This is a genomic window from Niallia sp. M35 (assembly GCF_050971705.1).
Lineage (GTDB): Bacteria > Bacillota > Bacilli > Bacillales > Cytobacillaceae > Niallia > Niallia circulans_A.
The window spans coordinates 46,947-64,523 of sequence record NZ_JBPCEP010000022.1 but is presented as its reverse complement, the minus strand read 5'-3'; the positions used below and the strand labels follow the sequence as shown (position 1 = coordinate 64,523).

Below are 17,577 nucleotides of genomic sequence, written 5' to 3'. Positions count from 1 at the left end.
GTCAAAAAGTTCTAAAAGCATTTAGCTTTTAGGGCTTTTTTTATTGTTTTTTTATCGATAAATAACTTTCTGCCAATTCCCCATACTATGCAAAAAACTCCTTCTTTTTTAATACATTAAAAGATATACATTACATAAATTCTTAAACTTGAAAATTGCAATAAATCAGACTATAGTTAATATAATCTTTAAACATATCCTTTCCTTCCATGAAAGAATAACGATAGCAGGTTTGGAATAACTAAAAAATGGGAAAATTAATAAAACGTCTTCCTTGCTAAATAATATTTTTATCGTGTATAATTATAGTCAAATATAGTCAAAGTCAGAAGGGGGAGGCTTGGTGAGAAATATTTCGGATATAATTGAGAATTACTTAAAAGAAGTATTAGAAATGAGCGAAAAATCATTAGTAGAAATAAAACGAAGTGAAATCGCTGATAAGTTTGAGTGCGTACCATCACAAATTAATTATGTAATTAATACCCGTTTTACGATAGAAAAAGGGTATGTGGTGGAAAGTAAACGTGGTGGCGGTGGTTTTATTCGAATTATGAAAGTCCAAACATATGATCATGCCCATTTAATTGACCAATTACTATCCCTTATTCAAAGTCGGATACCTCAAAATAGTGCAGAAGATTTAATTCTTCGATTAGTAGAAGAAGATGTTATCAGTAAGCGAGAAGCGAAGATAATGTTAAGCGTAATTGATCGTTCTGTATTATATTTAGAATTACCATATAGAGATGAATTAAGAGCAAGATTATTAAAGGCGATGTTAACTTCATTAAAATATAAATAATATCCCTGTGTATAAATTGAGGTGAAGATTATGATGTGTTCTGAATGTAATCAAAGACCAGCTACTTTACATTTTTCTAAGAATATCAATGGCAAAATAACAGAGTTTCATCTGTGTGAGCATTGTGCAAAGGAAAATGGTGATATATTTATGACGAATGGCTCATCTGGTTTATCTTTGAATAGTTTATTAGCTGGGTTATTAAATATAGAGCCAAGTTTTCAACATATCACAGAAGATACGTATAAGAGACAGCAGCCGTTACAGTGCAAAGAATGTAATATGACATTTTCTCAATTCAGGAAATTAGGTAAACTAGGTTGTCCTCATTGCTACGATACATTTAAAGACCAGCTGCTGCCATTTATAAAGCGTCTCCATGGTGGGAATATTGAGCACAAAGGAAAAATCCCAGAGCGCATTGGAGGGCATTTTCTCATTAAAAAGGAAATTGAGCAGTTGCGAATAGAGTTGAAAGAACTAATAAACAACGAAGAATTTGAAAAGGCTGCAATCATTCGAGATGAAATAAAAGATAAAGAAAAGCAGTTAACTTCTTTTACTGAGGGAGGGGAGTAACGTGTCTTTAGAAAAATTTATAAGTAAAGCACGAACTTCATGGATGTGTTCCGATGGTCCCGACTCTGAAATTGTTCTTACCTCTCGAATCCGATTAGCAAGGAATATAGAGGGTGTGAAATTTCCTCTATTATTTTCAAAAGAAGAAGCTGAGAATGTGATTCAACAGGTTGAGGGTGCAATCATAAATGAGTCCAATCAACCCTTTGGTCAATTGGAACTTCTTGCAATGAATAATTTAAATACATTGGAAAAAAGAGTCCTTGTAGAGAAACATTTAATTAGTCCTCAGCTGGCAGAACAATCTCCTAATGGTGCAGCAATCTTATCAGAGGATGAAGAAGTAAGTATTATGATTAATGAGGAAGACCATATTCGTATACAGTGTATAAAGCCTGGTCTTCAAATAGAAGAAGCGATTAAAGAAGCTAATACAATTGATGATTTATTAGAAAAAAAGGTCAATTATGCTTACCATGTAGAAATGGGATATCTGACAAGCTGTCCAACTAATATCGGAACAGGATTAAGAGCTTCTGTTATGATGCATCTACCGGGAATGGTATTAACCCAGCAAATGAACCGAATCATTCCGGCGATTCAACAGCTTGGCTTAGTAGTTAGAGGAATATATGGAGAAGGCAGCGAAGCCCTCGGAAATATTTTTCAAATTTCTAATCAGATAACACTAGGAAGATCAGAAAAGGACATCATCGAGGAACTAAAAAGCGTTGTTACTCAATTAATTGAGCAAGAAAAAGAAGCAAGGAATGCATTAGCGCAAACCTCAAACATACAATTAGAAGATAGGGTTTTTCGTTCATACGGAATACTGTGTAATAGTCGTATTATGGAAACAAAGGAAGCAGCTAAATGTCTATCCGATGTTCGGTTAGGAATTGATATGGGATATATAAAAAATATATCGAAAAGCATCCTTAATGAATTAATGATTCTTACCCAGCCGGGGTTTCTACAACTATATGCTGGAGAAGAGATGAATCCAAATGAACGCGATATTCGTCGTGCAGTCTTAATAAGAGAAAGATTAAAATTGGAAACTGAATAGAGATTCTAAGGAGGATGAAAGTATGATGTTTGGCCGATTTACAGAAAGAGCGCAGAAAGTATTAGCACTTTCCCAGGAAGAAGCAATTCGATTAGGTCACAATAATATTGGTACAGAGCATATCTTATTAGGATTAGTCCGTGAAGGAGAAGGAATTGCTGCAAAGGCGTTACAAGCACTTGGATTAGGTGCTGAAAAAATCCAAGAGGAAGTAGAAAACTTGATTGGTCGTGGTCAAGATACAACACAAACCGTACCACATTATACACCCAGAGCTAAAAAAGTGATCGAACTATCCATGGATGAAGCAAGAAAATTAGGTCATTCTTATGTGGGAACAGAGCATATTCTTTTAGGCTTAATTAGAGAAGGCGAAGGGGTAGCTGCTAGAGTATTAAATAATCTAGGTGTAAGCCTAAATAAAGCGCGTCAACAAGTCCTCCAGTTGCTTGGTAGTAGTGAATCAGGAAACCATCCCGGTGGCTCTGCTGCTAGTGCTAATACACCAACGCTTGATAGCTTAGCTAGAGATTTAACTGCTATTGCAAGAGAAGGAAGCCTTGATCCAGTTATAGGGAGAAGCAAAGAAATCCAACGTGTTATTGAAGTATTAAGCAGACGGACAAAAAATAATCCTGTATTAATAGGGGAACCTGGTGTTGGTAAAACTGCTATTGCGGAAGGTCTTGCACAACAAATTGTTCAAAATGAAGTTCCAGAAATTTTGAGAGATAAACGTGTAATGACATTAGATATGGGAACAGTTGTTGCTGGTACGAAATACCGTGGTGAATTTGAAGATCGCTTGAAAAAGGTGATGGATGAAATTCGCCAAGCTGGTAATATCATTCTCTTCATTGATGAGCTGCATACATTAATCGGTGCAGGTGGTGCAGAAGGTGCTATTGATGCATCTAATATTCTAAAGCCATCCTTAGCTAGAGGAGAGCTTCAATGTATTGGTGCCACAACACTAGATGAATATCGTAAATATATTGAAAAAGATGCAGCATTAGAAAGAAGATTCCAGCCGATCACGGTTGATGAGCCTACTAGTGATGAATCTATTCAAATTTTAAAAGGCTTAAGAGACCGTTATGAGGCGCACCATCGTGTATCAATTACAGACGATGCAATTGAAGCAGCTGTAAAATTATCTGATCGCTATATTTCAGATCGTTTCTTACCAGATAAAGCAATTGACTTAATTGACGAAGCTGGTTCTAAGGTTCGTTTAAGATCTTATACAACTCCACCTAACTTGAAAGAGTTAGAAGTCAAGTTAGAAGAAGTACGTAAAGAGAAGGATGCTTCTGTGCAAAGTCAAGAATTCGAAAAAGCTGCATCTTTACGAGATACAGAACAAAGATTGAGAGAACAGTTAGAAGAAACGAAGAAAAATTGGAAAGAGAAGCAAGGACAAGAAAATACAGAGGTGACAGTAGAAGATATTGCAAGTGTAGTATCTAGCTGGACTGGAATTCCTGTATCTAAGCTTGCACAAACAGAAACCGATAAATTACTGAACATGGAAAATATTCTTCATAATCGCGTAATTGGTCAAGAAGAAGCCGTTATTGCTATTTCTAAAGCTGTAAGACGCGCAAGAGCTGGCTTGAAAGATCCAAAGAGACCAATAGGTTCCTTTATTTTCCTTGGCCCTACTGGAGTAGGGAAGACCGAACTTGCTCGGGCACTGGCAGAGTCCATGTTTGGTGATGAAGATGCCATGATCCGTATTGATATGTCTGAATATATGGAGAAGCATTCTACTTCTAGATTGGTAGGATCTCCTCCTGGTTATGTAGGATATGAAGAAGGCGGACAATTGACAGAGAAGGTTAGAAGAAAGCCATATTCTGTTGTTCTTTTAGATGAAATTGAAAAAGCGCATCCCGATGTATTTAATATTTTACTTCAAGTGCTGGAGGATGGTCGCTTAACAGATTCGAAAGGAAGAACGGTTGATTTCCGAAACACAGTGTTAATTATGACTTCCAACGTTGGAGCTTCTGCATTAAAACAAAATAAATATGTTGGTTTTAATGTGCAAGATGGAGATCAAGATTATAAAGATATGAAGGGCAAAGTAATGGAAGAGCTGAAAAGAGCATTCCGTCCAGAGTTCTTAAACCGTATCGATGAAACAATTGTTTTCCATGCATTAGAGAAGAAGCATTTAAAAGAAATTGTTACTTTAATGGCAGATCAGTTAGTTAAACGTCTATCAGAACAGGATATTCAATTGAGTATCACAGAAGCGGCCAAAGAAAAAATTGCGGAAGAAGGCTATGATCCAGAGTATGGAGCGAGACCACTTCGTCGTGCAATACAAAAGCATATAGAAGATCGATTATCTGAAGAACTTCTAAAGGGAACAGTATTAACTGGTCAACAAATTGAATTGGATGTCGAAAATGGTGAGTTTACTGTGAAGGTGAACGGTGCAGAGCCAGCAGTAAACCTACAAAAATAATACCTAGAACATTTATAAGGTGACACACGTATTACAGCTTTACGTGTGTCCTTTCTTTATTTAAGATAAAAATAGAAAAAAATTAATATCTATTATTTGGGTTGGAGATGTTAGTAATAAAAGGGGAAGGAGGCTGAATATGGCCAAAAGAAAAACAAAATTTCTTTGCCAGGAATGTGGATATGAATCAGCAAAATGGATGGGGAAATGTCCTGGTTGTGGAAATTGGAATACAATGGTGGAAGAAGTAGAGAAGAGTGCTGTTCAAAGAAAAGGTGCGTTTGCTCATTCTGCAGCCACTACGGTTGCTGCAAAGCCTATTCCTATAACAAGCATTGAAACGGTTAATGAGCCCAGAATATATACCGACTTAATGGAGTTAAACCGTGTTCTTGGTGGAGGAGTTGTGCGTGGTTCTCTTGTATTAATAGGTGGAGATCCCGGAATTGGTAAATCAACGCTTCTTTTACAAGTATCCTCGCAGTTAGCACATAAGAAACATTCTGTCTTATATGTTTCAGGAGAAGAATCGCAAAAGCAAACAAAGTTAAGAGCAGACAGATTGGGGGTAGTTTCTGATCATTTGCTCGTCTATTCAGAAACCAATCTAGAGGAAATAAGTAGAACCATTGAAAATACGAATGTGGAATTTGTGGTTATTGATTCGATTCAGACCATCTATCATCCGGAGGTCACCTCTGCTCCAGGAAGTGTTTCTCAAGTTAGAGAATGTACAGCAGAATTAATGCGGATAGGAAAAACCAAAGGAATAGCAATCTTCATTGTAGGACATGTCACAAAGGAAGGATCGATTGCAGGACCAAGATTACTGGAGCATATGGTTGATACTGTATTGTATTTTGAAGGAGAAAGACATCATACATATCGTATTTTACGCGCTGTAAAGAACCGTTTTGGCTCTACTAATGAGATGGGTATTTTTGAGATGAAGGAATTTGGACTGGAAGAGGTAGAGAATCCCTCTGAAATTTTCTTAGAAGAGCGATCACAGGGTGCCGCTGGCTCCACTGTTGTAGCATCAATGGAAGGAACAAGACCGGTTCTGGTTGAAATCCAAGCATTGATTTCACCGACTAGTTTTGGGAATCCACGAAGGATGGCAACGGGCATAGATCATAATAGAGTGCCGTTGTTAATGGCGGTATTAGAAAAAAGAGTTGGAATGTTACTCCAGAATCAGGATGCCTATTTAAAAGTAGCTGGTGGTGTAAAACTTGACGAGCCTGCTATAGATTTGGCGATCGCTGTAAGCATTGCCTCGAGTTTTAGAGATAAACCAACAAGAGCAACTGACTGTATTATTGGGGAAGTTGGCTTAACTGGAGAAGTTAGAAGAGTATCCCGTATTGAGCAAAGGGTGCAGGAGGCTGCTAAATTAGGTTTTGAGCGTGTTATTATTCCAGCTAATAATTTAAGTGGTTTGAAGGCTCCAAAAGGCTTAGAGGTCGTTGGCGTTCATACGGTTGCGGATGCTTTAAAAGCGGCTTTAAGCGATTAGTTTTTCGAAAAAATACATTGATGTGAATTTTTAGTTGTGTTAAAATGTAATATTTAATTATTTGACTTGCGTTTATTTTTAATGCTAATCTAGTTTTATAAATTAAATAGGTATTTATCTCTTTGTCTGTGTTATATTTCCATTTTTGTAAGGGTTTAAGGGTTTTTCTGAGCTATTATAAATGTTTCTATTAAATATAAATAGTTGGTCATTATTTCCCGAGCAATGGAAAAGGGCATTTTTAACATTAGTATATGACATAGTCATCATATCTATAAAAATAACTTTTTCATTACAAATAAAAAATTCCTGTAATATTAGGTTTCAAAACTGGGAATTTGTTTATAATGTGAAAGAGGAGGTGGAAGTATTGTTAAAACGCATTGTTCAAGTTTGTTTTTTAATTATTGGAGGAACAATCGGGTTTTTATTTATTCCTGATTTATTCTCAGTAATGTCTATCGATCATGATCTTATTAATAACGCATATGTGTCTGCAATACTTGGTGCCATTATTTTTTATCTTATTACTTTTTGGGCGATTGATTATATTGTTAACTTTATTAAGTTTTTAGAAGAATCAATTGTAAAGGCTCCGATTACGGATATAATTTTCGGTAGTCTTGGAATAGGATTTGGGTTAACTTTAGCCTTTTTAGTAGGCTATGCATTAACGTCTGTTCCTGTGCTTAATACTGTCGCTCCAATCCTTTTATCATTACTTTTTGGGTATTTAGGCTTTCAAGTTGGGTTTAAAAAGAGAGATGAGCTATTAACACTCTTCACAGCTAGAAAGAAGAAGGTAGTGGAAGAGGAATCCACAAAAGTTGAGAAAAGTAATTTAAAAATATTGGATACTAGTGTTATTATTGATGGAAGAATAGCTGATATTTGTCAAACGGGCTTCCTGGAGGGCACAATTGTTATTCCGCAATTTGTGCTGGGAGAACTTCAGCATATAGCAGATTCATCCGATGCGCTAAAACGTAATCGTGGACGAAGAGGGCTAGATATTCTAAATCGAATTCAAAAGGAATTAGCGATTAAAGTGGAAATTTACGAAGGTGATTTTGAAGATATCACTGAAGTAGATAGTAAACTAGTCAAATTAGCTAAATTAACAAATGGTGTTGTTGTAACAAATGATTTTAATTTAAATAAAGTTTGTGAACTGCAGAAGGTTGCTGTTCTCAATATTAATGATTTGGCAAATGCAGTAAAGCCAGTAGTTCTTCCAGGGGAAGAGATGAAAATACAAATTATTAAAGATGGAAAAGAACATAATCAAGGTGTTGCCTATCTAGATGATGGCACGATGATTGTAGTAGAAGAAGGTCGCAATTATATTGGAAAACATATAGATGTTCTTGTAACGAGTGTATTGCAAACATCTGCAGGTCGAATGATCTTTGCAAAACCAAAATTATTAGAAAAAGCATTGTAAGAATAGGGGTTAGTTATATGACTTATGAAGTCATTATTCCGGCAGCAGGACAAGGGAAACGAATGGGACTAGGAAAAAACAAATTATTTCTTGAGCTAGACAGTTTACCAGTATTTATTCATACCTTAATTGTTTTCGAAAATGATCCAAACTGTAATGGAATTTGGTTGGTAGTTAGTTCAGATGATAAAAAAGAAATGAATGAACTAGTAAAAAAATATGCAATTACAAAGGTTATTGCTCTTATTGAGGGTGGTACAGAAAGACAGCATAGTGTTTACCATGCAGTAAAGGAAATATCGGATGATACAATTGTTCTTGTTCATGATGCGGCGAGACCTTTTATTCAAACAGAGCAAATAGCTAGATTAACAAAGGTTGCAGTAGAAAGCGGCGCAGCTGTTTTAGCAGTACCAATTAAAGATACGATCAAAAAAGTTGATGGTGATTTGGTAGTGGAAACAGTTGAGCGTTCAAGCTTGTGGGCGATTCAGACCCCACAAGCTTTTCGCGTTTCTATTTTAAAAGAAGCACATGAAAAGGCGATTCTCGATACATATATAGGTACAGATGATGCTAGTTTGGTGGAGCGATTAGGACAAGCTGTTCAAATCGTAGAAGGAAACTATGACAATATTAAATTAACGACACCAGAAGATTTATACTTTGCCGAAGCAATTGTGGCAAAGCGAAAAGAAAATATAGCAGAAAGTAAATAGATGAGCTTTGAGAAGTTTTAATACAAGCAAAATAGAATGGAGGAGTTATAGATGTTTCGCATAGGCCAAGGGTTTGATGTTCATCAATTAGTAAGCGGAAGGCCCCTGATTATCGGAGGGATAGAGATACCATATGAAAAGGGTCTACTAGGACACTCTGATGCAGATGTTTTACTACATACGATTGCTGACGCTTGTTTAGGTGCTATTGGTGAAGGGGATATCGGAAAACATTTTCCTGATACAGATGAAGCCTTTAAAGATGCTGATTCTGCAAAATTATTGCAGCATGTATGGCAAATAGTAAAGGAAAAGGGTTATGAATTAGTGAATGCTGATTGTACGATAATGGCTCAACAGCCGAAAATGGCGCCACATATTCAAGCAATGCAAGCGAGAATTGCAGAATTGCTGGAGACAGAACAAGATAATATTAATGTGAAAGCAACAACCACAGAGAAATTGGGATTTACCGGAAGAGGGGAAGGGATTGCTTCCCAAGCAGTTGTATTGCTCCAAAAAAGAAATGTATAATTGATAACCAATTATAGAGGCGAACACCTTTTAAAGGAAAAAGCAAAGTGATAGAATAGATTAGAAAAAAGCGTAAGTAATCAAGGAGGCACAAGCATGTCTAACGAAATTCGTGTTCGTTATGCTCCAAGTCCAACAGGGCATTTGCATATAGGGAATGCGCGTACAGCGTTATTTAATTATTTATTTGCACGTAGTCAAGGCGGGAAATTTATTATTCGTATTGAAGATACGGACAAAAAAAGGAATATTGAGGGTGGAGAAGAAAGCCAATTAAAATATTTAAAATGGCTTGGAATGGATTGGGATGAAAGTACGGATGTTGGTGGAGAATATGGTCCGTATCGTCAATCTGAAAGAAATGACATCTATAAGAAGTACTACACAGAATTGCTGGAAAAGGGACTTGCTTATAAGTGTTACTGTACAGAAGAGGAAATTGAAGCAGAAAGAGAAGACCAAGTAAGTAGAGGGGAAACACCTAAGTACTCTGGCAAATGTCGTCATTTAACAAAGGAACAGCAAGCGGCATTAGAAGCGGAAGGAAGACAGCCGAGTATTCGAATTCGTGTTCCTGAAAATGTTGTATATGAATTTAATGATATGGTAAAAGGGGACGTTTCGTTCGAATCAGCAACAATTGGCGATTATGTTATTGTGAAAAAGGATGGTACTCCAACCTATAATTTTGCAGTAGCAATTGATGATCATTTGATGGATATCACACATGTATTGCGTGGAGATGATCATATTACCAATACACCAAAACAATTAATGATCTATGATGCACTAGGTTGGGACAGACCTATCTTTGGACATATGACTTTAATCGTTAATGAAAGCAGAAAGAAATTGAGTAAGCGGGATGAATCCATTATTCAATTTATTGAGCAATATGAAGAATTAGGCTATTTACCTGAAGCATTGTTCAATTTCATTGCTTTATTAGGGTGGTCTCCAGAGGGAGAAGAGGAATTATTCACTATAGAAGAATTTATTCGCATCTTTGATCCAGCAAGATTGTCTAAGTCTCCTGCGTTATTTGATCAAAATAAATTAGCGTGGATGAATAATCAATATATCAAAAAGGCAGATTTAGAAACAGTTGTTCGTCTAGCTGTTCCTCATTTAGAGAAAGTAGGCTTAGTAAGTGAAAATCGCTCAGCTGATGAAGAGGCATGGGTAAATAATCTGGTTGGTTTATATCAAGAGCAAATGAGCTGCGGAGCTGATATTGTAAACTTATCTACGTTATTCTTCAGTGATGAAGTCCAATATGATGAAGAGGCAAAAGAGGTTTTAGCTGGTGAACATGTTCCGACTGTAGTCCAAGCATTTAAAGAAGCATTAGCTGAAATGCCAGAGTGGAGTGCCGAGCAAATTAAAGCCGCTGTTAAAGTGGTTCAAAAAGCTACTGGTCAAAAGGGCAAAAACTTATTTATGCCGATTCGCGTGGCTACAACAGGTCAAACACATGGTCCTGATTTACCAAAGGCGATCGAACTATTAGGTAAAGAAAAAATTGATGCGCGATTAACAGCATTAATTAGTTAACATTTTGGAGAAAATATAATATAGTAGTAGGAAAGCTATATAGAAAAAACGAAGATGAGGAAAAGTAAAAAAGGAGAAGCTTATTAGAGAGAATCATCACCCGGCTGAAAGTGATTCAAGTAACCTCTTTTTTGAAGTGCGCCTCAGAGTCCTGTATCGAAAAAGAATTTATTTAGTAGATAGAGGCGGAACCTATCCGTTAACAGGGATGAGTGGAGATTATTGCTTAAAAGCAGTAATCTAAACAGAGTGGAACCGCGCCTAAATAAGCGTCTCTGTCTTTTAGACAGAGACGCTTTTTATATGGATAAAAAGCTTCAGTGGCATCAAGGAAAGAGAATGTAATAGTTTTACTTTTTTAGTGGGAGTTATGGGATTGAAATGAAGTAGTAAAAAATAGGGATTAAAATGGTTTTCTTGTATATAAGATATATAGACGTTTAAAGGGAAACAATGGTAAAGGAAATGACATCTTTTACGAGAGTGATGATTGCTAGATAGCTGCATTATAGTTGCAAAACAGGGGGGAGATTTGTATGTTTCGGCGCATGAAAGAGGATATTGCTGTAGTGTTTGAACAAGATCCTGCTGCAAGGAGCTCGATAGAAGTTATTTTAACTTATTCTGGGTTGCATGCTATATGGTTTCACAGAATTGCTCATTTCTTTTTTAGGCATAATCGTTTTTTCTTAGCAAGAGTTATCTCGCAATTTAGCCGCTTTATGACAGGGGTGGAAATACATCCCGGAGCAAAGATCGGCAATCGTCTATTCATTGATCATGGTATGGGTGTAGTGATAGGGGAAACCTGTGAGATAGGGGATAATGTCACTATTTTTCAGGGAGTAACGCTTGGGGGAACGGGAAAAGAAAAAGGGAAAAGGCATCCAACCGTTAAAGATAATGCTCTTATTGCCTCTGGTGCAAAAGTATTAGGATCTATTGTAATTGGAGAAAATGCCAAAATTGGTGCAGGATCAGTAGTGTTAAAAGATGTTCCTGCAAATTCGACAGTAGTAGGTATTCCAGGAAGAGTTAAAGTACAAGATGGTATTAAAATAAAGAAAGACTTAAATCATTGTGATTTACCAGATCCAATTGCGGATCGACTGAAAGAAATGGAATTGGAAATTAGCTATTTAAGAGAACAACTAAAAGAATTACAGGAAGAAAGGAGTTATAAGTAATGCCTATTCAAATATATAACACATTAACACGAGCAAAGGAGGATTTTGTTCCGCTAGAAGAGGGAAAGGTAAAAATGTATGTATGTGGACCGACTGTCTACAACTATATCCATATAGGAAATGCTCGACCAGCAATTGTCTTTGATACTGTGCGACGTTATCTAGAGTTTCGTGGATACGATGTACAATTCGTATCGAATTTTACCGATGTCGATGATAAGTTAATAAAAGCGGCAAATGAGCTTGGAGAAACGGTGCCGGTTATTGCTGACCGCTTTATTGACGCATATTTTGAAGATGTTTCTGCGTTAGGCTGCAAAAAAGCTGATTCTCATCCGCGTGTAACAGAAAATATGGATATTATTATCGATTTTATTGCAGCATTAATAGATAAAGGGTTTGCTTATGAGTCAGAAGGAGATGTGTATTATCACACTAGAGCCTTTGATGGATATGGAAAGCTTTCTCATCAATCTATTGATGAACTTCGTTCAGGTGCAAGAATTGCAGTTGGGGAGAAGAAACAAGATTCATTAGATTTTGCCCTATGGAAGAAGGCGAAAGAAGGCGAAATTTTCTGGGAGAGTCCTTGGGGGAATGGGCGTCCAGGCTGGCATATTGAATGCTCTGCGATGGTGCGTAAATATTTAGGTGATACAATTGATATCCATGCAGGTGGGCAGGACTTAGCATTTCCGCATCATGAGAATGAAATTGCCCAGTCAGAAGCATTAACAGGTAAGACCTTTGCTAATTATTGGATGCATAATGGTTATATTAATATTGATAATGAAAAGATGTCTAAATCCCTAGGGAATTTTATCACTGTAAACGATATTATTAAGATTCATGATCCACAAGTGTTAAGATTCTTTATGCTTTCTGTACATTATCGTAATCCAATTAACTATAGTGAAGAAGTATTGGAAAATACGAGAGCAGGGTTAGAGAGAATCAGAACTTCTTATGAAAATTTAAAACATCGCAGTATCGCGAGTACGGATCTTACAGATACCAATCAGGAATGGATTGCAAAAATTGCCGATCTTCGAAAACAATTCGTTGATAGTATGGATGATGATTTTAACACAGCGAATGGTATTTCTGTTCTTTTTGAATTATCGAAGCAAGCAAATTATTACCTGCTTGAAAAAACAACCTCTCCTGCTGTTATTCATGCTTTTATGAATGAGTTTGAAGAATTATTTACAGTGCTTGGGTTATCTTTATCTGCGAATGAGGAATTATTAGATGAAGAAATCGAGGCGCTAATAGAAAAAAGAACGCAAGCTAGAAAGGATAGAGACTTTGTGCTTGCTGATCAAATTAGAGATCAATTAAAAGCAATGAACATCATTTTAGAAGACACCGCACAAGGTATACGATGGAAAAGAGGGTAAAAAGATGCTCCTCTATGATAAAAAAGTGGATGAAAAACAACTGAACAGCCTTGCCCTTGCTTATATGGGCGATGCTGTTCTTGAAATATATGTAAGAAGACATTTGTTGTATAGCGGGAAGGTGAAGCCTAATCAGCTTCATCGAGAAGCAACAAAATATGTTTCGGCAAAAGGACAGGCAAAGGTAGTGCATAGTCTTTTAGAAAAAGGATTTTTTTCTGAAGAAGAGATTGCGGTATTAAAGCGAGGGCGAAATGCGAAATCAGGCACTATTCCTAAAAATACCGATGTACAAACCTACCGATATAGTACTGGTTTTGAAGCAGTTTTAGGTTATTTATATTTAGCGAAGCGAGAAGAGCGACTTGAGGAAATAATCAAAGCTGCTTTTTCTATCATTGAAAGCAAATAGGAGGAGCAAAAGTGTCAAGTGACTTTATTGTTGGAAAAAATGCAGTTATTGAAGCGTTAAAATCAGAAAGAGATGTAAATAAAATACTTATTGCGGAAGGTTCCCAAAAAGGCCAAATGCAAACAGTAATTGGTTTGGCTAAACAGGCAAATGTGCTTGTTCAGTTTGTTCCTAAAAAGAAATTGGATAGCTTAGTAGACGCGAATCACCAAGGTGTAGTAGCGCAAGTTGCCGCCTATCAATATGCTGAAATAGATGATTTATTTGCACTTGCAGAAAAGAAGCAGGAAACACCTTTTTTCTTGTTGCTTGATGAAATTGAGGATCCTCATAACTTAGGATCCATCATGAGAACGGCTGATGCGGTAGGTGCTCATGGGATTATTATTCCACGGAGAAGAGCAGTTGGGTTAACGGCTACAGTTGCAAAGGCATCTACTGGTGCTATCGAGCATATTCCCGTTGTGCGAGTAACAAATATGGCAAGGACGATAGAGGAGCTTAAAACGAGAGGAATATGGATTGCGGGAACGGATGCAAAAGGAAGTGAAGATTATCGCAAATTTGATGGAACGATACCATTAGGATTAGTGATTGGCAGTGAAGGAAAAGGCATGGGAAGATTGATTAAGGAAAAATGCGATTTTCTTATTCATTTACCGATGGCTGGAGCTGTTACGTCTTTAAATGCTTCTGTTGCAGCGGCACTTTTAATGTATGAGGTATATCGGAAACGCCATCCACTTGAGGGATAATAATGGATATTCTTATTGTTGACGGCTATAACATTATTGGTGCTTGGCCAGAACTAAATGCTTTAAAGAATAGAGATCTTGCAGCAGCAAGGGATGCTTTAGTAGCAAAAATGGCAGAATATCAAGGCTATTCCGGATACAGAGTAATGGTTGTTTTTGATGCATACTATGTAAAAGGCACAGAGAAAAAATATAAAGATTACAAGGTAGAAGTCATTTTTACCCGTGAAAATGAAACTGCTGATGAGCGTATCGAAAAACTAGCTATTGAACTAAATAACAGAAAAACACAAATTCATGTTGCGACTTCAGATTTTACAGAACAATGGGCTATTTTTGGACAAGGTGCCCTGCGGAAATCAGCACGAGAATTATTGTTAGAGATGGCTGGAATGGAACAGGAAATCGGAAAAAAAGTAAAAAAAATTAAAGAAAAAAAACCAGTTGCAAAGATTCCGCTTTCAAGAGAAGTGGAAGAAATTTTCGAAAAATGGCGACGTGGAGAGAAATGAGTTGTTGACGCTCAAAAAAAGGCTAGAGTATAATGGATTTATCCATGATTGCACGGTCGGGGGGATCTGTATGAGTACTGACAGCTGGACTAAGAGTAACGAGTATACTGGAAATTATATGGAACTTGAAGATGAAGTGTTGGTGGAATTGGTGCATCAAGGGGAAAGTGATGCTTTGGATTATTTAATTCAAAAGTATCGTAACTTTGTGCGAGCTAAAGCCAGATCCTATTTCTTAATCGGAGCAGACAAAGAAGATATTGTGCAAGAGGGAATGATTGGTCTTTATAAGGCAATACGCGATTTTAAAGAGGACAAACTTTCTTCCTTTAAGGCATTTGCTGAATTATGTATAACAAGACAAATCATTACTGCTATCAAAACGGCCACTAGGCAGAAGCATATTCCTTTAAATTCTTATGTTTCTTTGGACAAGCCCATTTACGATGAAGAGTCTGATCGAACGTTAATGGATATTATCTCTGGAGCAAAGGTTCTTGATCCAGAAGAATTGATCATTAATCAGGAAGAATATGATCACATCGAGATCAAAATGTCTGAATTATTGAGTGATTTAGAAAGAAAAGTATTGTCTCTATATCTTGATGGTCAATCTTATCAAGAAATTTCTGAGGAATTGAATAGGCATGTGAAGTCTATTGATAATGCCCTTCAGCGGGTGAAAAGAAAATTAGAGCGGTATTTAGAAATAAGAGAATTCTCGCTATGAGCGTAAAAGTTTTTTTGGAATAGCAAATATTTACTGATATTGACATCTTACGCGTGTCCATGATACAGTTTGAGAAGATATAAAGGACGTAGTAGGTGTAAGTGGAATGAGAAAAAAGATTGTGTTAGCATGTGAAAAATGTGGGTCAAGAAATTATTCTACTGTGAGTAACAATGGTACAGAACGTTTAGAAGTAAAGAAATTTTGTCAAAATTGTAATGCTCATACTGTTCATAAAGAAACAAAATAATGATTTTGGATAATGCCCGCTCTTAAAGATGGAGGTAACAAAAATGCAAAGTGCTGTTAAGTATTTTCGTGAAGTTGGTAGAGAATTAAAGAAAGTTAGCTGGCCGAAAAAAAAGGAGTTAACTAATTATACACTCACAGTCCTTGTGACAGTTGTCTTTTTTGCTATCTTCTTTGCTGTTGTTGATTTAGGAATTTCCGAACTTATTCGTTTAATACTTGAATAACAGTTGTCTACTCATGGTATAATGGTAAAACGATAGGAAACATTTACAAAAGCCCGGTAACGGGTTTTTTCATTTGCTGAAAAATAAATGACTTGTTCCTTACAGATACTATAAAAAACAGCACGAAAAAAATAATGTTGCAGGGAGGGACGGACGAAGTAGTCCTCTTTTATGGAAAAAAACTGGTATGTAGTGCATACGTACTCTGGATATGAGAATAAGGTGAAAGCGAATTTAGAAAAACGGGTAGAAACAATGGCGATGCAAGATAAAATTTTTCGCGTGGTTGTACCTGAAGAAGAAGAAACAGATATCAGAAACGGTAAAACAAAAGTAGTAAAAAGAAAAGTATTCCCAGGTTATGTGTTGGTAGAAATTGTTATGACTGATGATTCTTGGTATGTCGTACGTAATACCCCTGGTGTAACTGGATTCGTTGGTTCCGCTGGGTCTGGATCAAAACCAACGCCGCTTTTACCAGAAGAAGTCCAAGTAATTCTGAAAAGAATGGGCGTAGAGGAACAAAGAATTGAAATTGAGTTTGAATTAGGAGAAACAGTAAAAGTAAATGAAGGTCCATTTGCTAATTTCACTGGTACAGTTGAGGAAATTGATAAGGATAAAGCAAAGGTTAAAGTACTAGTAAATATGTTTGGTAGAGATACTCCTGTGGAGCTCGATTTTACACAAATTGAAAAATTTTAACTAGAAAACTTGAAATGGTATTGAAAAAGTGTTACTATTTCATAGGTCAGTATATCTCATAAAGAGATAAGATATTGTCAAATTTCTTTATTTCATATAAAGACGATAAGTTGAGTGGGAGGGGAAACCCCTATTACCACATCACGGACTTTAAGGAGGTGTGTCTCGTGGCTAAAAAAGTAATTAAAGTTGTTAAATTGCAAATCCCAGCAGCTAAAGCGAATCCGGCACCACCAGTTGGTCCTGCATTGGGTCAAGCTGGCGTAAATATCATGGGATTCTGTAAGGAGTTTAACGCTCGTACAGCTGAACAAGCTGGTTTAATCATTCCTGTTGAGATTACGGTTTTCGAAGACCGTTCATTTACATTTATTACAAAAACTCCACCTGCTGCAGTTTTACTTAAAAAAGCAGCTGGTATCGAGTCTGGTTCTGGTGAACCAAATCGTAATAAAGTAGCAACTGTTAAGCGTGATAAAGTACGCGAGATTGCTGAAACAAAAATGCCTGATCTAAATGCAGCTAGTGTTGAATCTGCTATGCGCATGGTTGAAGGTACTGCCCGCAGCATGGGTATTGTTATTGAAGACTAAACCTATATATGGTTAGTGTTGATTAAGGTTGTGACGACGGTGAATCTTTAGTCGCAACCTTTATTCGTGGGAGGTAATTCCGCTAAAACCACAATTCAAGGAGGAAAT

General features: G+C 36.7%; 19 protein-coding genes and 1 other annotated feature. All 19 genes read left to right on the top strand.

The window, feature by feature from the left end; translation table 11 throughout:
- Positions 1-343 precede the first annotated feature (343 nt).
- The 19 genes from NiCM35_RS24065 (at position 344) to rplK (ending at position 17,469) form a co-directional block, all read left to right on the top strand.
- Positions 344-805 carry a CtsR family transcriptional regulator gene (locus NiCM35_RS24065; protein WP_095333598.1) on the top strand — a complete coding sequence of 154 codons (462 nt, stop codon included), beginning with the start codon at positions 344-346 and terminating at the stop codon, positions 803-805.
- 30 nt (positions 806-835) lie between these two features.
- Entirely contained in the window at positions 836-1,384 is a 549-nt protein-coding gene (mcsA, locus tag NiCM35_RS24060) for a protein-arginine kinase activator protein McsA (protein WP_095333600.1), read from the top strand.
- 1 nt (position 1,385) lies between these two features.
- A complete protein-coding gene (gene mcsB / locus NiCM35_RS24055) occupies positions 1,386-2,453 on the top strand; it encodes a protein-arginine kinase McsB (RefSeq protein ID WP_095333603.1) in 1,068 nt (355 codons plus the stop codon).
- A 22-nt stretch (positions 2,454-2,475) separates the two neighbouring features.
- Positions 2,476-4,929 carry an ATP-dependent protease ATP-binding subunit ClpC gene (clpC, locus tag NiCM35_RS24050; RefSeq protein WP_095333605.1) on the top strand — a complete coding sequence of 818 codons (2,454 nt, stop codon included), beginning with the start codon at positions 2,476-2,478 and terminating at the stop codon, positions 4,927-4,929.
- A 139-nt stretch (positions 4,930-5,068) separates the two neighbouring features.
- Positions 5,069-6,448, top strand: a complete 1,380-nt coding sequence (gene radA, locus NiCM35_RS24045) for a DNA repair protein RadA (protein WP_123260148.1) — start codon at positions 5,069-5,071, stop codon at positions 6,446-6,448.
- Positions 6,449-6,818: 370 nt separating this feature from the next.
- A complete protein-coding gene (locus tag NiCM35_RS24040) occupies positions 6,819-7,892 on the top strand; it encodes a PIN/TRAM domain-containing protein (RefSeq protein WP_433780830.1) in 1,074 nt (357 codons plus the stop codon).
- Between the two features lie 17 nt (positions 7,893-7,909).
- The gene (ispD, locus tag NiCM35_RS24035) at positions 7,910-8,611 is read left to right on the top strand and encodes a 2-C-methyl-D-erythritol 4-phosphate cytidylyltransferase (RefSeq protein WP_095333612.1); all 702 of its coding nucleotides are present in this window, start codon (positions 7,910-7,912) and stop codon (positions 8,609-8,611) included.
- 51 nt (positions 8,612-8,662) lie between these two features.
- Positions 8,663-9,145 carry a 2-C-methyl-D-erythritol 2,4-cyclodiphosphate synthase gene (ispF, locus tag NiCM35_RS24030; RefSeq protein ID WP_061800919.1) on the top strand — a complete coding sequence of 161 codons (483 nt, stop codon included), beginning with the start codon at positions 8,663-8,665 and terminating at the stop codon, positions 9,143-9,145.
- A gap of 96 nt (positions 9,146-9,241) precedes the next feature.
- Positions 9,242-10,699, top strand: coding sequence for a glutamate--tRNA ligase (gltX, locus tag NiCM35_RS24025; protein WP_433780829.1), 1,458 nt, complete (start codon positions 9,242-9,244; stop codon positions 10,697-10,699).
- A 42-nt stretch (positions 10,700-10,741) separates the two neighbouring features.
- Positions 10,742-10,979: a binding site (T-box leader), on the top strand.
- A 256-nt stretch (positions 10,980-11,235) separates the two neighbouring features.
- Positions 11,236-11,886: a serine O-acetyltransferase gene (gene cysE, locus NiCM35_RS24020; protein ID WP_047943697.1), complete on the top strand. Its 651-nt coding sequence runs from the start codon at positions 11,236-11,238 to the stop codon at positions 11,884-11,886.
- Entirely contained in the window at positions 11,886-13,286 is a 1,401-nt protein-coding gene (cysS, locus tag NiCM35_RS24015; protein ID WP_095333616.1) for a cysteine--tRNA ligase, read from the top strand. The genes cysE and cysS overlap by 1 nt, the downstream gene beginning before the upstream one ends.
- 4 nt (positions 13,287-13,290) lie before the next feature.
- Positions 13,291-13,698, top strand: coding sequence for a Mini-ribonuclease 3 (locus NiCM35_RS24010; RefSeq protein ID WP_095333618.1), 408 nt, complete (start codon positions 13,291-13,293; stop codon positions 13,696-13,698).
- Between the two features lie 11 nt (positions 13,699-13,709).
- The gene (rlmB, locus tag NiCM35_RS24005; RefSeq protein WP_095333620.1) at positions 13,710-14,453 is read left to right on the top strand and encodes a 23S rRNA (guanosine(2251)-2'-O)-methyltransferase RlmB; all 744 of its coding nucleotides are present in this window, start codon (positions 13,710-13,712) and stop codon (positions 14,451-14,453) included.
- A gap of 2 nt (positions 14,454-14,455) precedes the next feature.
- Positions 14,456-14,965, top strand: coding sequence for an NYN domain-containing protein (locus tag NiCM35_RS24000; RefSeq protein ID WP_047943701.1), 510 nt, complete (start codon positions 14,456-14,458; stop codon positions 14,963-14,965).
- 70 nt (positions 14,966-15,035) lie between these two features.
- Positions 15,036-15,695 (top strand): RNA polymerase sporulation sigma factor SigH, encoded by a 660-nt coding sequence (gene sigH / locus NiCM35_RS23995; protein WP_095333622.1) that lies wholly within the window; start codon positions 15,036-15,038, stop codon positions 15,693-15,695.
- Between the two features lie 106 nt (positions 15,696-15,801).
- A complete protein-coding gene (gene rpmG, locus NiCM35_RS23990; protein ID WP_047943703.1) occupies positions 15,802-15,945 on the top strand; it encodes a 50S ribosomal protein L33 in 144 nt (47 codons plus the stop codon).
- 43 nt (positions 15,946-15,988) lie between these two features.
- Positions 15,989-16,171, top strand: coding sequence for a preprotein translocase subunit SecE (gene secE / locus NiCM35_RS23985; protein ID WP_047943704.1), 183 nt, complete (start codon positions 15,989-15,991; stop codon positions 16,169-16,171).
- Positions 16,172-16,342: 171 nt separating this feature from the next.
- On the top strand, positions 16,343-16,876 hold the full coding sequence (gene nusG / locus NiCM35_RS23980) for a transcription termination/antitermination protein NusG (RefSeq protein WP_016204544.1): 534 nt from the start codon (positions 16,343-16,345) through the stop codon (positions 16,874-16,876).
- A 167-nt stretch (positions 16,877-17,043) separates the two neighbouring features.
- Positions 17,044-17,469, top strand: a complete 426-nt coding sequence (gene rplK / locus NiCM35_RS23975; protein ID WP_031537888.1) for a 50S ribosomal protein L11 — start codon at positions 17,044-17,046, stop codon at positions 17,467-17,469.
- Positions 17,470-17,577 lie beyond the last annotated feature (108 nt).

Coding starts and splice junctions, on each gene's coding strand:
- cysE (WP_047943697.1), top strand. CDS start 11,236: ATGTTTCGGCGCATGAAAGAGGATATTGCTGTAGTGTTTGAACAAGAT.
- NiCM35_RS24010 (WP_095333618.1), top strand. CDS start 13,291: ATGCTCCTCTATGATAAAAAAGTGGATGAAAAACAACTGAACAGCCTT.
- clpC (WP_095333605.1), top strand. CDS start 2,476: ATGATGTTTGGCCGATTTACAGAAAGAGCGCAGAAAGTATTAGCACTT.
- ispD (WP_095333612.1), top strand. CDS start 7,910: ATGACTTATGAAGTCATTATTCCGGCAGCAGGACAAGGGAAACGAATG.
- secE (WP_047943704.1), top strand. CDS start 15,989: ATGCAAAGTGCTGTTAAGTATTTTCGTGAAGTTGGTAGAGAATTAAAG.
- nusG (WP_016204544.1), top strand. CDS start 16,343: ATGGAAAAAAACTGGTATGTAGTGCATACGTACTCTGGATATGAGAAT.
- ispF (WP_061800919.1), top strand. CDS start 8,663: ATGTTTCGCATAGGCCAAGGGTTTGATGTTCATCAATTAGTAAGCGGA.
- gltX (WP_433780829.1), top strand. CDS start 9,242: ATGTCTAACGAAATTCGTGTTCGTTATGCTCCAAGTCCAACAGGGCAT.
- rpmG (WP_047943703.1), top strand. CDS start 15,802: ATGAGAAAAAAGATTGTGTTAGCATGTGAAAAATGTGGGTCAAGAAAT.
- NiCM35_RS24000 (WP_047943701.1), top strand. CDS start 14,456: ATGGATATTCTTATTGTTGACGGCTATAACATTATTGGTGCTTGGCCA.
- sigH (WP_095333622.1), top strand. CDS start 15,036: ATGAGTACTGACAGCTGGACTAAGAGTAACGAGTATACTGGAAATTAT.
- cysS (WP_095333616.1), top strand. CDS start 11,886: ATGCCTATTCAAATATATAACACATTAACACGAGCAAAGGAGGATTTT.
- radA (WP_123260148.1), top strand. CDS start 5,069: ATGGCCAAAAGAAAAACAAAATTTCTTTGCCAGGAATGTGGATATGAA.
- mcsA (WP_095333600.1), top strand. CDS start 836: ATGATGTGTTCTGAATGTAATCAAAGACCAGCTACTTTACATTTTTCT.